This window comes from Gracilibacillus ureilyticus (assembly GCF_900111195.1).
GTDB lineage: Bacteria > Bacillota > Bacilli > Bacillales > Amphibacillaceae > Gracilibacillus > Gracilibacillus ureilyticus.
The window spans coordinates 53901-69564 of the sequence record NZ_FOGL01000023.1 but is presented as its reverse complement, the minus strand read 5'-3'; the positions used below and the strand labels follow the sequence as shown (position 1 = coordinate 69564).

Here is a 15664-nt window from a genome sequence, read left to right as displayed (position 1 = left end):
CTCATGTGAGGAGAAGTATTATCCGGTATTAGCCCCGGTTTCCCGGAGTTATCCCAGTCTTACAGGCAGGTTGCCCACGTGTTACTCACCCGTCCGCCGCTCGTTCCACAGGAATCACCCCGAAGGGGTCATCCTGCTTCCCGCGCTCGACTTGCATGTATTAGGCACGCCGCCAGCGTTCGTCCTGAGCCAAGATCAAACTCTCAATAAAACTTGCACATGAATGTGCCGAATTGATCTGCTCGCTTCTATAAGCTAGCTAATTCTTACTTTTCTTTCATACTGGTTGTTTTGTTCAGTTTTCAATGATCAATGTTTGTTTGTCGTTTTTTGCGACGAAATATAATATATCATGCTTTCGAAAAGATGTCAATCGTTTTTTTTACTTTTGATTTATTACGAAATGACTTTCAAGCATTTTTTAAGTTATCGTCTTGACGACAAAAAATAATATATCACATTTTACAGAGTCGAGCAAGAGGTTTTTTAAAAAAATAAAAAACTATACCTAATATCATTATCAGGTATAGCCTATGTATTAGTCTATCTTCACTTGCTGGGGGATATATTTTTTTATCTCATCTTCTGAAGCTACTCTTGTAAACAACTGAAAGAGCACCTTATATCTTTCACGCATTGCTTGTTTTACAAGCTGATCAATACGATGGTCTTCTAAATCAAACAGCAATTCTTCCATTTCTCGTTTAATTACATATTCCAATTCATTTTGTTGTTTGTCATCAATTAATAGCCCTAGCATAACAATCTCCTACCTTTCAAGCCCTTAACTTTCCTCTACCTTTGCTATTTACTATTACCTATATTCCTTTTTTTATCATAATTAAACATTATTAGACATCATATTTTCCTGTACACCTTCATAAAATGGAACAAGCCTAAAACAAAGGAGGAAGCAAATGCGGCGACTTTATATAATAGATATAAAAAAACAACGCAAACTTTTTTTCGTCTTACCTTTAGCATTATTTGCTGCTATTTTCTTATTTCTCGGAACTAACTATTCATTCACTGTTTTCTCTAATCAGAACGAGCCGAAAGCATTGAATACAGGTAATCCAGATCACCCGTCTGTTGCTCTTACATTTAATATAAGTCATGGTTCTGAACAGGTAGAGCCCATCCTAAATGAGTTAGCAAAGTCAAATGTCACGGCAACTTTTTTCGTTAGTGGTGAATGGGCAGAACGCCACCCCGATCTTTTTGATAAAATTAAAGAAGCCAAACACGAAATCGGCATGTTAGGGTACAGGTATGCTCCATATGAAGAGCAGGACAATGAAAAAATTAGACAGGATATTGCTAAGGCGCGCGAGACTTTTAAAAAACTGGGGTCTGAAGATGTCTATTTATTCCGGACACCTAATGGTTATTTGAACAAGGATTTATTGCAGATGGTGGAGAATCAAGGTTTAAAGATGATTCATTGGAGCATTAATCCGAATGATTGGAAGAATCCGGGTACGGAAGTTATAACAGATCGTATTCTAACAAAAGTTGATAATGGTTCGATTGTGTTGTTACACGCATCCGATTCCGTAAAACAAACAGATAAGGCTTTAGCAAACGTAGTACCTGAACTTAAACAGCGAAAATTAGCAATTGTGACTATTTCAGAATTAATTACACATGCAGAAGGCTCACAAGAAGAATTGAAGTCAAATAAAAAATAAGAATTACTGCATTGTAAATCTGGTATGTGAAATCGCTCATACTATATAACCGTTAAGTTGGTAGTACGGTAAGATTAAAAATTCTCATGAGTATTGTTCATGAGAATTTTTAATCTGGTCATTTTTTCACATCGGTTAAACGGTGTAATATTAACAGCTGGTAAGTGTTACAGATGATAAGCGGTACAATCATCAGCCAGGCATAGTCCCCGCCGCTTGTTCTTAATCCCGGTACCCACTCAATTGCTGTAACTACCACCATAAAGAACAAGGCAGGAATAAATGCTTTTTTATTCGTTTCTTTTGCTTTAATACCCGCAATTACTATCCCGTATATTAGTAAAGCAATTGCTGTAATTAAAAACAAACCAAGTGATCCGTTTTCAACCGACTTATATCTGAAATAAACTAAGTCGAATAAAGCAAAAGCAATCAGTACAATTTGAATCATTGGCCATATACCCCGAAATATTCCCAACGCAAATTGATTTACTGTTAAATATGCGAAGTAACCCATCTGACTAACTAAGCTGAACACAAAACCAAGCGCAAGGAAAAAGATAATTAAACCTAATACTTCGAACCAGTCAAAAGGGTTCAAGAATTCTGCATAAGCATCACGCTTTACAAAAAAACTTGTAATGAGGGTAGATATCCCCCCTAATAATAATGTACTAAAAAACAAACGAACAACATTACGGCTTTTCAAGACAAATCCTCCTACTCCAGTTTCCATTCCTCCAAACATTTTACCATGAACGATATTTTTTTGCGCTGTTCGTACATATAAAATTTATTAAGCTCCATATTATTAATACACAGAATCGACACATAGAAAGGTAGCGGTTTGTATGAAAAGAATTAAATTAACTATATATTTCATCACCATATTAGTTCTCCTTACAGCTTGTGGTGGTTCTAATAATGAAGGTCAGGAAGAAGGAAATTATGAAGGCACAAAAAAGATGGTTGCAGATATACTAAAAACCGATGAAGGAAAAAAAGCAATCACAGAAGTGCTCGCAAGTGATGACATGCAACAGACATATGTGATTGATGCCAAGATCGTCAAAGACTCTGTAGAAAGTGCTCTTTCCTCTGATAAAGGAAAGGAATATTGGACGAAAATGTTTCAGGACCCTAAATTTGTTGAATCTTTTGCATTAGCCTTGCAAGAACAACAGGAAAAAGTGATGAAGAATTTAATGAGCGACCCGGAGTATCAATCAAAATTGATAGAAATATTTAGTAACCCTGATATGGAGAAACAGACATTAACAGTGTTAACTGGTCAGGAGTTCCGCTCACACCTTGAAAAGGTAATGGAAGAAACTTTCAGCTCCCCGATTTTCCAGGCAAAAATTGCTGAATTACTAATGAATGCAGCAAAAGAGATGAAACCTAGTGGTGAAGGTGGAGGCGGTGAGGGTCAGTCCGATGGCGGTGGTTCTTCAGAAGGTGGTCAAGGTGGCCAGCAGCAAGAAGGCGGAGGCAGCCAGGAACAGCAAGGCAGCTGACAGATTTAAAAGAGCAAAAAAGTCTAGCATTTCGGCTAGACTTTTTCTTTATAATCTTTCCATTATTTGTTTCGCAACTTGCAGATATTCCTGTCCATTTGGATGGTCTTCCTGATAAACAGACGGAGCAAATACTCCTTCTTCTTCGTAGGGCTGTTGTAGGGACAGACGGCCAATAACACTAGTATCAAGTACCTCTGCTAATTTATCTCCGCCGCCTTTACCAAACACAAATTCCTTCTCGCCTGTTACTTTGCTTTCAAAGTAAGACATATTCTCGATTACACCAAGAATCTCATGTTCTGTATTTATAGCCATTTGCCCTGCACGTGCTGCGACAAATGCGGCTGTCGGGTGCGGAGTCGTAACAATAATCTCTTTCGAACTTGGGATCATATTGTGTACGTCTAGTGCGATATCGCCGGTTCCTGGAGGTAAGTCTAATAAAAGATAGTCAAGTTCTCCCCATTCCACTTCCTTAAAAAAGCTTGCAAGCATCTTGCCAAGCCTCGGTCCTCGCCAAATAACCGGAGAATTATCTTCAACGAAAAAGCCCATCGACATTATCTTCACACCAAAACGTTCCACAGGGATGATTTTATTCCCTTTTAATTTCGGCCGTTCCTCGACACCCATCATATCAGGGACACTGAAGCCGTATATATCGGCATCAATAATACCGACTTTATTACCTAGCCTTGCCAAGGCTACTGCTGTATTTACAGTAACGGTTGATTTCCCGACACCGCCCTTACCACTTGCAATTGCTAAAAATTTTGTTTTGGAACTTTCACTTAGTAAGGAAGGGTCTTCCTCTTTAGTTGGTTGAAATTTAGCAATTACCTCATCTGGTAATTGAGAGAATCTAAGGCCGACTGTAGCCGCTCCCAACTGTTTCAGGGCCCCCACTAATTCCTGCTGAAGCTGCATTTGCTCTGCTGTATTTGTTTTTGCGATCGCTAACTTTACACTGACGTGATCTTTATCTGATTTAATCGAGACTTCTTCTATCCCTTCCGTTTCTTTAAAAGTTTTATGTAAAAACGGATCTTTCATTTTGTGCAGAAGTTCGATTACTTTTTGTTCCGTAAGCAAAATAAGTCACCTCGAATTTTAGTCTTGTCTTCCTAAGTGTTAGTATACCATAAAATCCGAGTAAACTAAGCGGGATGCATCAAGGATTTGTTTCAGTTTCCTCTACCGTTTCTTCTGTAACATACCTTAGTATCCCTTCATAGATGCTTGCAGCCATCTTCTGCTGGTATTCCTTTGACTTTAATAACTGTAATTCCTCGCCATTTGACAAAAAGCCAATCTCGACTAACGCACCAGGTGCTTCCGCATATTTAAGGACGAATATCTGATGAATCGGTAATGCTTCTCTTTTTGTATTTTCTAAATTACGGATGATCTCTGACTGGACAAATTTTGCCAGCTGTTCATTTTCTTCTCTGCCAGGATAATAAAATGTCTGAGCACCTTTCCATCTGCTGTCAGATAAAGCATTTAGATGTATACTCAAAAAAAAGTCTGCCTCTTTTTCACTAATAAACTGAACCCGTTGCTGAATATCTTCCGCTTTTCTTCGAGACAGACCCTTCGTATCTTCTGCCGCTAAATCATAATCACCCTCGCGAGTTAGATAAACTGTTGCACCTGCCTGCTGTAAATAATCTCTAAGTATACTAGATACTTTTAATGTAATTTCTTTTTCCTGTGTCTGGTCAGAACCAACTGCTCCTCCATCTACTCCCCCATGACCGGGATCGAGCACAATCGTTTTTCCTGCAAGTGGCAGTGACCATGTCTGCCATGAATCCATTGATTGCTGCATTGGATATTGAATAAATATTATTAACAATAATAAACCTGATAACCATAAAAAAATCTTAATCTTACGTGGCATACCGCTCCCCCTCCATACCGCCATTCTTACATTAACTATATGGGACAAGCAGAACGGTTATGCCAAGAATTCATTAAGACTGTCTAAAAATCATATTTTGCTTCCTGTGCTTCCCGGATCTTTCTATACGTCTCTGTCAAAACAACCGTATCTTCAATTAACCGGTCAATACGAAACAGCACATCATCATTCACAATTTCCTTTAAATGAAAGTCAACTTCTTCTATAAAGACATATGTTTGAATAATTTGCGCTTTCATATAAGCAAGAACAGGTTTCAATTGCTGTTCAGGTATTAAATAATGTTTTGCAGATCCAGCTGTAATGATCATACTTACTACTTTATCCCTGAAGGCATTGACTGGCAACAGGTCGAATACATTCTTCAATGTACCTGGGATGGATGCCTGGAAGATAGGTGTACCAATGATTATCGCATCAGCACTCATTAAAGTTTCCGTAACATACTTTGTATCTCCGCTGTAATCAAGATAATTACGCCCGTCACTGAATTGCACATTATATTCTGCCAAGTCCAATAAGACAGTTTCTATTTCCGGGTATGCTTGCTTTAATTTGTTCATTGCATAACTGATTGCTGTTTTTGTTTTTGAACCAACAATCGATCCAGAGAGAAACACTGCTTTCATTTCTATTCACTCTCCTGTTTTGCTGTATATTTTCGAATGGCAGGTAATACCTCTTCGCCAATTAACTCGATGTTTTTTCTAAGTTTAGTGAAAGGAATACCCCCAAAATCCATTTGGGCAATATAGCGTTGATGTCCATACATTTCATGCTGATAAAGAATTTTCTCAATCACTTCCTGAGGACTGCCGATATTCATGACATCTCGCGGGCTGGCTCCTTGCGCAAAGTGTTGTTTAGGATAACCGCGTCCATTTGTATGCTGCATTCCTTCATTAATGGATGGATAGGTATCCCGCTGTGCCTGCTGAGTTGTTTCCGCTAGATAGAAGAAGCCAGCAGTAGCTACAGGGAATTGCAAAGGATCATAACCTGCTTCCGTTAAAGCCGTACGATAGGAATCGATTGTTCTTTTAAATATGGATACAGGTCCTCCGAGCGATGCTAAGAAAATTGGCACTCCAGCATATCCTGCCTTTACCGCACTTGCCGGGTGTCCGCCAACCGCTCGCCAGATTGGCATCGAACCATTTAAAGGTCGTGGCAGTACTTTCGCATTATTAAGAGGTGCTCGATATTTCCCACTCCAGTTTATGACATCCTTTTGATTAATTTGGAGCAATAAGTCGAATTTTTCCTCAAAAAGTTCTTCATAATCTTGAAGGTCATAACCTAATAATTCAAAATTCCCAACACGTGAAGCTCTTCCTGCGATAATTTCAGCACGTCCGCCTGAGATCAGATCAATTGTAGCGAAGTCTTCATACACTCTCACTGGATCTAGTGTGCTGATAATTGTAGAAGAACTGGCAATTTTTATTTTTTCCGTTGCCTGCGCAATTGCAGATAACACGACAGAATGAGCCTGTGTGGTAAAGTACTCCTGGTGGCTCTCACCGACACTAAAAAAATCAATACCTGCTTCATCAGCAAGTTTAGCTAATTCTATAATCTCATCTAACCTTTGCTTTGCAGAAATTCTTTCCCCGGTTGCAGGGTTTGGCAAATGATCGCCTAATGTATATAAACCAAATTCCAATCCGTTTTCAGGGTTGATACGGAACTGTTTCATCTTGCACAACCTTTCTATATAAATCTTGTCTCCATTATCTCTACATATGTTATTATGGAACATATAATCCAATTATGTAAGTACGCACTTTAAAGATATATAGTATCATGAAAGATACTAATGGAGGGAAAAAAATGCGATATGAGCCTGATGCATGCCGTGTGGAAGATGCATTAAGTATATTAGTCGGGAAATGGAAACCTGTCATATTGCTTCATTTGCTAAACAACGGGACACAACGGTTTAATGAACTTAGGAGAAGTATGCCCGGGATTACGCAGAAAATGCTGACAAAGCAATTAAGAGAATTAGAAGCAGAGGATATTGTCGAGCGGGTAGTTTATCCGGAAGTACCACCAAAGGTTGAATACTCAATCACAGAGTATGGCAAAAGTCTGCAGCCAATATTGGAAGCAATGCATGAATGGGGAACAAACCATACAAGAAGAAAGATTGAAAAAAACTAATATTAAGCAGGACATCGTTAATTCCAACCCATCATTGAGGAAAGTAAGGAAAGTGTTTTTAGTCCGTCCGATTTAGTCATCATTTGGGTGGGACATCATGTTGATGTCCCACCCTTGTTTATTAATTACCCTAATACTTTTTTGGATGCTTCAACGAATGCTGGTATATCATCAGGTTCCCTGCTTGTTACAAGCTGGTTTCCACACACAACCACTTCTTTGTCATGCAGGTTGCCGCCAGCATATTCCAAGTCTACCTGGATTGATTTAAAACCAGTTACGTCCCTGCCTTCCAACGTCTTGGCTGTAATTAACAGCTGCGGTCCGTGACAGATTGCAAGTACAGGCTTTTTCTTATCCATGAAATCCTTAGCAAATTTCACAAATCGCTCATCTGCTCTTAACATGTCTGGTGAGAAACCGCCCGGGATAAATAAAGCATCAAAATCATCTGAAGAGACATCATCAATCCCTTTATCAATAGTGACAGATGCATCACCCTGCTTACCCTTGACTGTTTTCCCTTGTTCCGATTCGATTGTTACAACCTCATGACCAGCATTTTTAAATTCTTTCGCTGGATCTGTATATTCTACATCTTCAAAATAGTCGGTGATTACTGTCGCAATTTTTGCCATTTTTTTAACAACACTCCTCTAATAAATAGTTTTGTGTTTTACCTTACATTTCTACTTCTTCCACATTTTTTGCATATATAAACATCCCTTGAGTACTATTAATAAGTTGTAAACATTGTCATCTTCTGCAAGGTATAACCAATGCGCTTAACAAGCGGAAACTTTCCTATTTCTTCGTACGCTAAAGTATAGGAAGCATCTTCATTATTCCATAATCGTTGAAAGTACTGATCGACCTGTTGTGTTATCATTTGATCCGGTAATGATTCTATTACAAGATTAGTTTCTAAATTATAGTTATCTAAATTCCTTGAAGTAAAATTCGCAGATCCACCTATTATTTTTGCACTGTTCCTGTAGTTGGCATATAGCAATTTAGTATGATATTGTTCCTTATTGACGTTATACCACTTAATTTCGATATTTCCATTGCCATCCTCCATCAGCTCATCTGCCACAGGAACATTTGGTATCCCAATCTTCTGCTGCCCGAATGCATTCTTATTAGGGTCAAGTATGAGATGGATCTTTACCCCTCGATTCGCCGCCTTCTCAATGGCCTCAATGATATCACGATCAGCTAGGTAAAACATACCAATCCAGATTTCCTCCCCTTCCTCCGCCTGGCTAATCGCTTCTACTGACGCTTTCTGAATTTTTTGTTCCGTCACTAGTTTGACAGACAGATTCGAATTACTTGGGGGAGAAGTCGTTATATCTTCCAATTCCTTTTCTGTTGGGAAAACGTTAAGGTTCCCGCCGGAAAACTTCGCAACTGCTTTCTCTGTACGTACCAGATCCTTCAGTATTTCGCCTTTTACCTTGAATCCTATATTAGAATGATAACTGCTTGCATCATGGGAGTTAGCGGAAATGACCAGTCCCTCATCCTCTGTAATGACCACTTTTCGGTGATTTGCTTTTATATTAAGTATTTCTAAGTACGACCTCGCTGTCACGTCAGGCGCCGGCTCTCCGAAAGGATTGGGTAACCAGCCTCTGCCTTCCTGTCCAAACCATTGGATAAACATTCGCCATAATCCGGAATAAAGCGGATTAGGGTCACGTAATTTTCGCAGATCTGTGTAAATAACTTCGACTCCTAATTCTTCCAGAGGCCTGATAAACTGAGCATTGTGGGAACCGTATGTTTTATTAAGGGGGTCTGTAATCAGGACAACTTTCAAATCAGGGTATCTCTCTTTTTGTCTGGCAATATGATCAGTAAGCTGTTCACTCAATGGCAGATAATTCCCGCTTTCGGATGAAAAATTATTAATCATAAACATATCTATAATCAAAAACTCTTCTGCATCCGCAATTGTTTCATAAACCGTATTGAATATCTCCTGTTCGTATTGAACTTCCCCATCCTTACTGTATGTCAGATCAGTTAGAAATTCGATATCTCCTTCACTGATCGAATGAGCCTTTCCTTCATAGGATATTCCTTTTGGCAATGGTTTCAATTGATGATAAGAAATAACGATACCATATAAAAGTAAAAAAAATATCAACCATAATCGTTTTTTTCTGTACCATGTTCTCTTATTCATAGACTGCTCCTTATCATTCTTTCACCTTCATTCATTGCTTTTTAATACCCTTTTCTTTACAGGGGAAAACAAAAAGGCCTTACTCCTGCTTTATGGAGTAAGGCTTTATTTACGCTTTTGTACCTTTTACGGCCGTTCTTCTCCTGTTTCAAGATAGAACTGATCCAGAAAATTTTCGAGAAATTCATGACGTTGTGCCGCTAATTCTTTTCCCGTTTTTGTGTTCATTAAGTCCTTCAGTTTTAACAGTTTTTCGTAAAAATGATTGATGGCACTTGAGTTGTTATTTCTATACTCCTCCAGTGACATATTCTCTCTAATTTCTAACTGTGAATGATAGATTGGGCTCCCGACCTTCCCGGCGTAGACAAAGCAACGCGCGATACCAATTGCACCGAGTGCATCCAGCCTGTCAGCATCCTGAACTACTTTTGCTTCCAATGTTTCGACAGGTGGATTATTTCCGCCCTTAAAGGAAATTGTTTGAATAATGGTAAGGATATGTTGCGCATCTGTATGATCTATTCCTGATTCTATCAGATATTTTCTAATGTCTGACAGTGCTTTTTCTTCATTATCCACGACCTTATCATCAGCAAGGTCATGTAATAATGCAGCAATTGTCACAACAAAAGTATCGGCATCTTCCTTATCAGCTATTTCCTTTGCTGTTTTTGTTACCCTTTTAATATGGAACCAGTCATGCCCGGACTTTTCATTCATTAGCGCATCTTTTACCAGTTTTTCTGTATCTTGCACAACTTTGTCTTTATCCATCATATCCTCCTTAAAGAAGAAAATTATGTAAAAAGACCCTTTCCACGATAAGCAGAAAGAGCCTGATATACAAACAATATTAACGTTTTGAAAACTGTGGTGCACGACGAGCGCCTTTAAGACCGTATTTCTTACGTTCTTTCATACGAGCGTCACGAGTTAAGAATCCTGCACGTTTTAACGTTGCACGGTATTCTGGATCAGCTTCCAATAATGCACGAGCTACACCATGACGGATTGCACCAGCTTGACCAGTGAAACCTCCACCATGAACGTTTACTAATACATCATAGCTGCCTTCTGTTTCAGTAGCAGCTAATGGTTGCTTAATGATTGTACGAAGTGTTTCGTATGGGAAGAATTCTTCCGCATCACGGTTATTTACAACGATACGTCCAGTTCCTGGTACTAAACGTACACGTGCAGTTGAACTTTTACGGCGTCCGGTACCGTAGTATTGTACTTGTGCCACTATATAGACCTCCTTTTAATTATCCGCGAAGTTCGTAAACTTCTGGTTTTTGTGCTTCATGTTTATGCTCAGCGCCTCTGTATACGTGTAATTTTTTACCCATTTTACGGCCAAGGCTTCCTTTAGGTAACATCCCTTTAATTGTTAGTTCTAACATTTGCTCAGGATATTTTTCACGCATTTCGCCAGCAGTACGTTCTTTTAATCCACCTGGGTGGTTAGAGTGACGGCGGTAAAGCTTGTCACTTAATTTTTTACCTGTTAATTCGATTTTGTTCGCATTGATGATGATCACATGATCACCAGTATCAACATGCGGTGTATATGTTGGTTTGTGCTTACCGCGAAGGATTGAAGCTACTTCACTAGCTAAACGACCTAACGTTTGACCTTCAGCATCTACAACAAGCCATTTACGTTCAATATTCGCTTCATTTGCCATGAAAGTTGTACGCATGATTGGTTTACCTCCTAAATCTGTAATTCCATAGTCTTATTTTGTCCAGCGTCAAGCAACTGCAATTTGTCAGGTGCTTTCGCTTTACTAATCCGATTTATATTCTAACACGAGTAACTTTCCGGGGCTATTCGTGGTATAGAAAATAAAATGCCATAGATCATAATACAATAAAACAGCCCTTATGTCAATACGTACAATAAAAAATAGAGCCGGGAAATTAATCACATCCCCAGCTCTATATGAAGCTATTTTTCTCCCGCGAAGATTAGGATAGCATCTCGTAAAAACTTAGTACCGCCCTTCACGTTCTTATCATAATAAGAAGTAAATCTTTCATCCTCTACATACATCTCCGCAAGGCCAATATGTGCTTGTTTTGAATAAGAAGACCATGAGTACATAAGCCAATCCTTATGTTTTGCTGCAAGTTCCTGAGCAAGGTCAGAGGCTGGGTCTCCCGTCTGATAAGCTTTCTCCAGTAAAATGATAATATCTTCACCGAGCTGGTTCATTGCTTGAAAATCTTCTTCTGACATCCCTCTCAGTTTATTATTGCTCTCCTTTACTGTTTGCTCACCATATTTCTCCCGAATCTCTTTCCCATAGTTCTGTTCATTATCTTCAATTAATTTCTCTTTAAATGCATCAAATTTCGCTTCATTCGACATGTTCATTCCACCCTCTTTGGCTGCAATCGTCTTTTCAACGGTTGCAATGATATTGTCAAGACGGTCCCGCTTCTTTTCGAGCTGTTTATAATGGCTTCGTAATGCTTCTGTCTGGTCAAAATCAGGCTGATGAATAATTCTGTTGATCTCCTCAAGGCTCATTTCTAATTCACGAAAAAAAAGAATTTGCTGTAGTTGGTCTACTTCTTTCTCACCATAGAATCGATAACCTGCGTCGTTCACCCGTGCTGGTCTTAATAACCCGATTTGATCATAGTATCTTAATGTGCGGCCGCTCACACCAGATAACTTTGCCAGTTGACTTACGGTATATTCCATTATTGACCCTCCTGACTATCATCATCTTAAACCTTTACGCAACGTTAAGGTCAAGGGTGTTTTTCATCTTTTTTTCATTTTATTATTTTGAGCCGACTGCCCAGTGAAGGTATTACAAATCTTTAGATCTGTGATAATAAACCTTCCAAAGATAAAGACCTTGGGCCGGTGCTGTATGTCCGGCAACAGAGCGGTCTCTTGCTTCGATAATCTGCTGCATTTCTTCTGGTTCCCGCTTTCCTTTTCCAATTTCAATCAGTGTTCCAACAATAATACGTACCATGTTGTACAAGAAACCATTGCCCCTCACTTTGAAAATCAGCTCCGCTCCATTGCTTTCTACACTCGCATGGTGAATCGTCCGGATTTTATCACCTTTTACATTGCTGTTGGCAGCACAAAATGAAGTGAAATCATGTTTCCCAGTTAATAATTCACACGCCTTCTTCATTTTTTCAATGCTTAATCTTTCGCTTACATGGTGCTGATAATGACGTTTGAATATATTTCTTTCTGTATCATTCCAGACAACATAACGGTATTCCTTTTCTTCTACATCAAAACGGGCATGAAATTCATCAGATACATTCTCTACCGCTCTTACCTCAATATCTTCAGGCAGCATTGTATTCAGTGCACGCCTCCATCCCTCTAAAGGAATTTGCAGATTTGTGTCAAAGTGAATCGTTTGGCCAACTGCATGAACACCCTGGTCTGTCCTTCCGGATGCTGTGACTCGGATATGTTCCCCTTTATGCATCTTTTGAAGAACAGATTCAATTGATGCCTGAACCGTTCTCCCGTTCGGCTGAATCTGATATCCCGAAAAGTTGGTGCCATCATAACTGATAATAGCTTTTATTCGCAACATTTCCCACCTGCTTATACGTTAATTTCGTAACATGAAAAATATAATCATTATGAATATATATATAACTACCGCTTGAAAATCGAGCCATGAATAGCTTAATTGTCTTAATTTTGTCCTGCCTTCCCCGCCCCTGTATCCCCTGGCTTCCATTGCCATCGCTAAATCTTCGGCTCTCCTGAAGGCACTGATAAAGAGGGGCACGAGCAACGGGATGACAGCATACATTCTACTCTTTAGGGAGCCTGTCCTCAAGTCCACTCCCCTGGATGCCTGTGCCTTAGATATCTTATCAAGCTCATCCATTAATGTTGGGATAAAACGTAAGGAGATCGATAGCATCAATGCTAATTCATGAACAGGAAATTTCCACTTCTGCAATGGAGATAACAGATTTTCCAGTGCGTCAGTGATTTCCATTGGTGATGTCGTTAAGGTTAATAAGGACGTTACCATTATTAATAATAGAAAACGCAAGGAAATAGTTAACCCTTTGACTAATCCGCCACTGTAGATCTTTAAACCGGAAAGCTGCCATATGATGTCTCCATCATTCGTAAAAAAAAGATGAATCAAAAATGAAAATATTATAAAAAACCAGATTGGTGTTATTCCTTTTAAAATATAAGTTAATGATAATTTCGATAAAAAAATAGTCCAGATTGCGAAAATTGCCAGTAGTCCATAACTAAGTGTATTATTTGCAAAGAAAACGATGATTACATATGTGAAGATCATTAAGAGCTTTGTCCTTGGATCTAAACGATGCAGAACAGAATGGCCAGGGACATACTGCCCGATAACTAACCATGATTTCATTGACCCTTTATCTCCTTTAATTTTTGATCAATTTCCACTGCTATTTCTTCGACTGTCTGACCTTTATATTCAATGGTAAAAGGAAAGGTATCATTAAACTTCTCTAAAAATAACAGAATCTCCGGCAATTCCAACCGGACATTATGAAGAAAACGGCGATCTCTAAATATATCCACAGGTGTGCCCTCTAATATTTTATTTCCTTTCTCTAAAACAACAATCCTGTCTGCATATGTGAAGGCGTCTTCCATTTTGTGAGTAACTAAGATAGTTGTCAGCTTTCTTTCTTTATGTAATCGGTAAAATAGTGCCATCATTTGCTGCTGTCCATACGGGTCAAGCCCTGCAGTCGGTTCATCTAAAACAAGTACTTCCGGCATTGCAGCTAAAATGCCCGCTATAGCGACCCTTCTCATTTGCCCGCCACTAAGTTCGAAAGGCGATTTGGATAAAATCTCCTCATTTAAGCCAACTTCCTCGATAACTTGTTTTATTCTTTGATCAATCAGCTTATCAGGAACGCCAAAATTTCTCGGTCCAAACGCTATATCTTTTTCCACCGTTTCTTCAAATAATTGATGTTCAGGGTACTGAAAGACAAGCCCCACTTTTTGTCTCAGTTCTTTTAAATCCTGTTTTCTGTTTTCATCATTCAGTACATATTCTCCGATTCTCACCTCACCAGTCGCAGGATAAATTAATCCATTGAGATGTTGTAATAAAGTTGATTTTCCTGAACCTGTGTGACCAACTATTGCAATAAACTCTCCTGATTTTATTGTTAAGTCGATTTCATGAAGGGCCTGATGGGAAAAAGGTGTATTCGGTTGATAGATATAGCTTACTTTTTTAAATTGTATGTCCATAGTTCATTCATTAACTCCTCATGATTTAGTGGATGGGATGAAAATTTATACCCGTATTTTTCCAACTCATTTGCGATTTTTGTTGTAAAAGGTTCAGTTAACCCTAAACTCTCCCAGTCATTAACTTGAGCAAACAGTTCTCTTGGAGTAGTGTCTGTTACAAGCTTCCCTTCCTTAAGAACAAGAGTCCTGTCCGCAAGAGTTACCTCACTCAAATCATGTGTAATCGTAAGGAATGTAATATTTCGTTCATCTTTCAAGTGTTGGATTGTTTTTATTATCTCGTTTCTGCCTACAGGGTCCAGCATTGATGTTGCTTCATCTAAAATTAATACTTCAGGTTGAATTGCCATAACAGAAGCAATGGCTACTCTTTGTTTTTGCCCGCCTGATAAATAGTGGGCTTCATGTAATGCGAAATCTTGCATTCCAACTTCATTCAGGCTGCGTTCAATTCTTTTTATCATTTCTTCACGAGGTATACCTCTGTTTTCCAGACCGAATGCGATATCATCCCTTACCGTTGTACCAACAAATTGGTTTTCCGGATTCTGAAAAACCATTCCTGCTTTTTGACGGACTTCCCATATATTCTGTTCGGTTACTCTTTCTCCGTCTATTAGAATATCACCAGCTTGCGGTACAAGCAGTCCGTTAATCAACTTTGCCACTGTGGATTTACCTGACCCATTATGGCCTATAATAGCAATTGAATCACCTGCATTTACAGAAAAACTAATATTCCTCAATACCCAGTTTTGTTCTTCATTATATCGAAAATATACATCACGAAACTCGATTATTGTCATGAATTGTTCTCCTCAGTCATTATTTCCCGGGAAATCCTGCTAATATTTTATCATAAAATAATAATGAATTAATGATTAACCATACTAATTC

At 38.8% G+C, this 15664-nt stretch carries 19 protein-coding genes and 1 rRNA gene; 3 read left to right on the top strand and 17 right to left on the bottom strand.

Annotation, left to right across the window (positions count from 1 at the left end; all coding sequences use genetic code 11):
* Window positions 1-211, bottom strand: a 16S ribosomal RNA gene (locus BMW36_RS18220); the annotation flags it as partial.
* A gap of 327 nt (window positions 212-538) precedes the next feature.
* Window positions 539-760, bottom strand: a complete 222-nt coding sequence (locus BMW36_RS18215; RefSeq protein WP_089743785.1) for a hypothetical protein — start codon at window positions 758-760, stop codon at window positions 539-541.
* Window positions 761-917: 157 nt separating this feature from the next.
* On the opposite strand from BMW36_RS18215, the gene BMW36_RS18210 reads away from it, so the two are divergent.
* Window positions 918-1691, top strand: a complete 774-nt coding sequence (locus BMW36_RS18210) for a polysaccharide deacetylase family protein (RefSeq protein WP_089743784.1) — start codon at window positions 918-920, stop codon at window positions 1689-1691.
* Window positions 1692-1809: 118 nt separating this feature from the next.
* Here the strand turns inward: BMW36_RS18210 and BMW36_RS18205 are convergent, their stop codons facing one another.
* Window positions 1810-2400, bottom strand: coding sequence for a KinB-signaling pathway activation protein (locus tag BMW36_RS18205; protein ID WP_089743782.1), 591 nt, complete (start codon window positions 2398-2400; stop codon window positions 1810-1812).
* A 142-nt stretch (window positions 2401-2542) separates the two neighbouring features.
* Between BMW36_RS18205 and gerD the strand changes: the two genes are divergently transcribed.
* Window positions 2543-3208, top strand: a complete 666-nt coding sequence (gene gerD, locus BMW36_RS18200; protein WP_089743780.1) for a spore germination lipoprotein GerD — start codon at window positions 2543-2545, stop codon at window positions 3206-3208.
* A 48-nt stretch (window positions 3209-3256) separates the two neighbouring features.
* On the opposite strand, the gene BMW36_RS18195 is transcribed toward gerD, so the two are convergent.
* The 4 genes from BMW36_RS18195 to BMW36_RS18180 all read right to left on the bottom strand — a co-directional run bounded on the left by BMW36_RS18195 (window position 3257) and on the right by BMW36_RS18180 (window position 6834).
* Window positions 3257-4303 carry a P-loop NTPase gene (locus tag BMW36_RS18195; protein ID WP_089743778.1) on the bottom strand — a complete coding sequence of 349 codons (1047 nt, stop codon included), beginning with the start codon at window positions 4301-4303 and terminating at the stop codon, window positions 3257-3259.
* Window positions 4304-4382: 79 nt separating this feature from the next.
* Window positions 4383-5114, bottom strand: a complete 732-nt coding sequence (gene cwlD, locus BMW36_RS18190; RefSeq protein ID WP_089743776.1) for an N-acetylmuramoyl-L-alanine amidase CwlD — start codon at window positions 5112-5114, stop codon at window positions 4383-4385.
* Window positions 5115-5197: 83 nt separating this feature from the next.
* Window positions 5198-5764, bottom strand: a complete 567-nt coding sequence (locus BMW36_RS18185) for an NADPH-dependent FMN reductase (protein WP_089743773.1) — start codon at window positions 5762-5764, stop codon at window positions 5198-5200.
* 2 nt (window positions 5765-5766) lie between these two features.
* On the bottom strand, window positions 5767-6834 hold the full coding sequence (locus BMW36_RS18180; RefSeq protein ID WP_089743771.1) for an LLM class flavin-dependent oxidoreductase: 1068 nt from the start codon (window positions 6832-6834) through the stop codon (window positions 5767-5769).
* A gap of 134 nt (window positions 6835-6968) precedes the next feature.
* Here BMW36_RS18180 and BMW36_RS18175 point away from each other — a divergent pair, with 134 nt between their 5' ends.
* The gene (locus BMW36_RS18175; RefSeq protein ID WP_089743769.1) at window positions 6969-7301 is read left to right on the top strand and encodes a winged helix-turn-helix transcriptional regulator; all 333 of its coding nucleotides are present in this window, start codon (window positions 6969-6971) and stop codon (window positions 7299-7301) included.
* Window positions 7302-7426: 125 nt separating this feature from the next.
* Here the strand turns inward: BMW36_RS18175 and BMW36_RS18170 are convergent, their stop codons facing one another.
* The 10 genes from BMW36_RS18170 to BMW36_RS18125 all read right to left on the bottom strand — a co-directional run bounded on the left by BMW36_RS18170 (window position 7427) and on the right by BMW36_RS18125 (window position 15573).
* Window positions 7427-7939: a type 1 glutamine amidotransferase domain-containing protein gene (locus BMW36_RS18170; protein ID WP_089743767.1), complete on the bottom strand. Its 513-nt coding sequence runs from the start codon at window positions 7937-7939 to the stop codon at window positions 7427-7429.
* A gap of 98 nt (window positions 7940-8037) precedes the next feature.
* Window positions 8038-9495, bottom strand: coding sequence for a phospholipase D family protein (locus BMW36_RS18165; RefSeq protein ID WP_089743766.1), 1458 nt, complete (start codon window positions 9493-9495; stop codon window positions 8038-8040).
* Window positions 9496-9621: 126 nt separating this feature from the next.
* Window positions 9622-10275, bottom strand: a complete 654-nt coding sequence (locus BMW36_RS18160; RefSeq protein WP_089743764.1) for an HD domain-containing protein — start codon at window positions 10273-10275, stop codon at window positions 9622-9624.
* A gap of 76 nt (window positions 10276-10351) precedes the next feature.
* Complete coding sequence (gene rpsI / locus BMW36_RS18155) at window positions 10352-10744, bottom strand: 30S ribosomal protein S9 (RefSeq protein WP_089743762.1); 393 nt, start codon at window positions 10742-10744, stop codon at window positions 10352-10354.
* Window positions 10745-10763: 19 nt separating this feature from the next.
* Window positions 10764-11201 carry a 50S ribosomal protein L13 gene (gene rplM, locus BMW36_RS18150; RefSeq protein WP_089743760.1) on the bottom strand — a complete coding sequence of 146 codons (438 nt, stop codon included), beginning with the start codon at window positions 11199-11201 and terminating at the stop codon, window positions 10764-10766.
* 248 nt (window positions 11202-11449) lie between these two features.
* Window positions 11450-12211, bottom strand: a complete 762-nt coding sequence (locus BMW36_RS18145; RefSeq protein WP_089743758.1) for a MerR family transcriptional regulator — start codon at window positions 12209-12211, stop codon at window positions 11450-11452.
* Between the two features lie 112 nt (window positions 12212-12323).
* Window positions 12324-13082: a tRNA pseudouridine(38-40) synthase TruA gene (gene truA / locus BMW36_RS18140; protein ID WP_089743756.1), complete on the bottom strand. Its 759-nt coding sequence runs from the start codon at window positions 13080-13082 to the stop codon at window positions 12324-12326.
* An 18-nt stretch (window positions 13083-13100) separates the two neighbouring features.
* Window positions 13101-13898 carry an energy-coupling factor transporter transmembrane component T family protein gene (locus BMW36_RS18135; protein ID WP_089743754.1) on the bottom strand — a complete coding sequence of 266 codons (798 nt, stop codon included), beginning with the start codon at window positions 13896-13898 and terminating at the stop codon, window positions 13101-13103.
* Window positions 13895-14764: an energy-coupling factor ABC transporter ATP-binding protein gene (locus BMW36_RS18130; RefSeq protein ID WP_089743753.1), complete on the bottom strand. Its 870-nt coding sequence runs from the start codon at window positions 14762-14764 to the stop codon at window positions 13895-13897. Before BMW36_RS18130 ends, BMW36_RS18135 begins: the two co-directional genes overlap by 4 nt.
* Window positions 14740-15573 carry an energy-coupling factor transporter ATPase gene (locus tag BMW36_RS18125; protein ID WP_089743750.1) on the bottom strand — a complete coding sequence of 278 codons (834 nt, stop codon included), beginning with the start codon at window positions 15571-15573 and terminating at the stop codon, window positions 14740-14742. Before BMW36_RS18125 ends, BMW36_RS18130 begins: the two co-directional genes overlap by 25 nt.
* Window positions 15574-15664: the final 91 nt, after the last annotated feature.

Excerpts from the sequence above, each read along its gene's own strand:
- BMW36_RS18215 (WP_089743785.1), bottom strand. The coding sequence starts at position 760 with ATGCTAGGGCTATTAATTGATGACAAACAACAAAATGAATTGGAATAT.
- BMW36_RS18210 (WP_089743784.1), top strand. The coding sequence starts at position 918 with ATGCGGCGACTTTATATAATAGATATAAAAAAACAACGCAAACTTTTT.
- gerD (WP_089743780.1), top strand. The coding sequence starts at position 2,543 with ATGAAAAGAATTAAATTAACTATATATTTCATCACCATATTAGTTCTC.
- cwlD (WP_089743776.1), bottom strand. The coding sequence starts at position 5,114 with ATGCCACGTAAGATTAAGATTTTTTTATGGTTATCAGGTTTATTATTG.
- BMW36_RS18185 (WP_089743773.1), bottom strand. The coding sequence starts at position 5,764 with ATGAAAGCAGTGTTTCTCTCTGGATCGATTGTTGGTTCAAAAACAAAA.
- BMW36_RS18180 (WP_089743771.1), bottom strand. The coding sequence starts at position 6,834 with ATGAAACAGTTCCGTATCAACCCTGAAAACGGATTGGAATTTGGTTTA.
- BMW36_RS18175 (WP_089743769.1), top strand. The coding sequence starts at position 6,969 with ATGCGATATGAGCCTGATGCATGCCGTGTGGAAGATGCATTAAGTATA.
- BMW36_RS18170 (WP_089743767.1), bottom strand. The coding sequence starts at position 7,939 with ATGGCAAAAATTGCGACAGTAATCACCGACTATTTTGAAGATGTAGAA.
- BMW36_RS18165 (WP_089743766.1), bottom strand. The coding sequence starts at position 9,495 with ATGAATAAGAGAACATGGTACAGAAAAAAACGATTATGGTTGATATTT.
- BMW36_RS18160 (WP_089743764.1), bottom strand. The coding sequence starts at position 10,275 with ATGATGGATAAAGACAAAGTTGTGCAAGATACAGAAAAACTGGTAAAA.
- rplM (WP_089743760.1), bottom strand. The coding sequence starts at position 11,201 with ATGCGTACAACTTTCATGGCAAATGAAGCGAATATTGAACGTAAATGG.
- BMW36_RS18145 (WP_089743758.1), bottom strand. The coding sequence starts at position 12,211 with ATGGAATATACCGTAAGTCAACTGGCAAAGTTATCTGGTGTGAGCGGC.
- truA (WP_089743756.1), bottom strand. The coding sequence starts at position 13,082 with ATGTTGCGAATAAAAGCTATTATCAGTTATGATGGCACCAACTTTTCG.
- BMW36_RS18135 (WP_089743754.1), bottom strand. The coding sequence starts at position 13,898 with ATGAAATCATGGTTAGTTATCGGGCAGTATGTCCCTGGCCATTCTGTT.
- BMW36_RS18130 (WP_089743753.1), bottom strand. The coding sequence starts at position 14,764 with ATGGACATACAATTTAAAAAAGTAAGCTATATCTATCAACCGAATACA.
- BMW36_RS18125 (WP_089743750.1), bottom strand. The coding sequence starts at position 15,573 with ATGACAATAATCGAGTTTCGTGATGTATATTTTCGATATAATGAAGAA.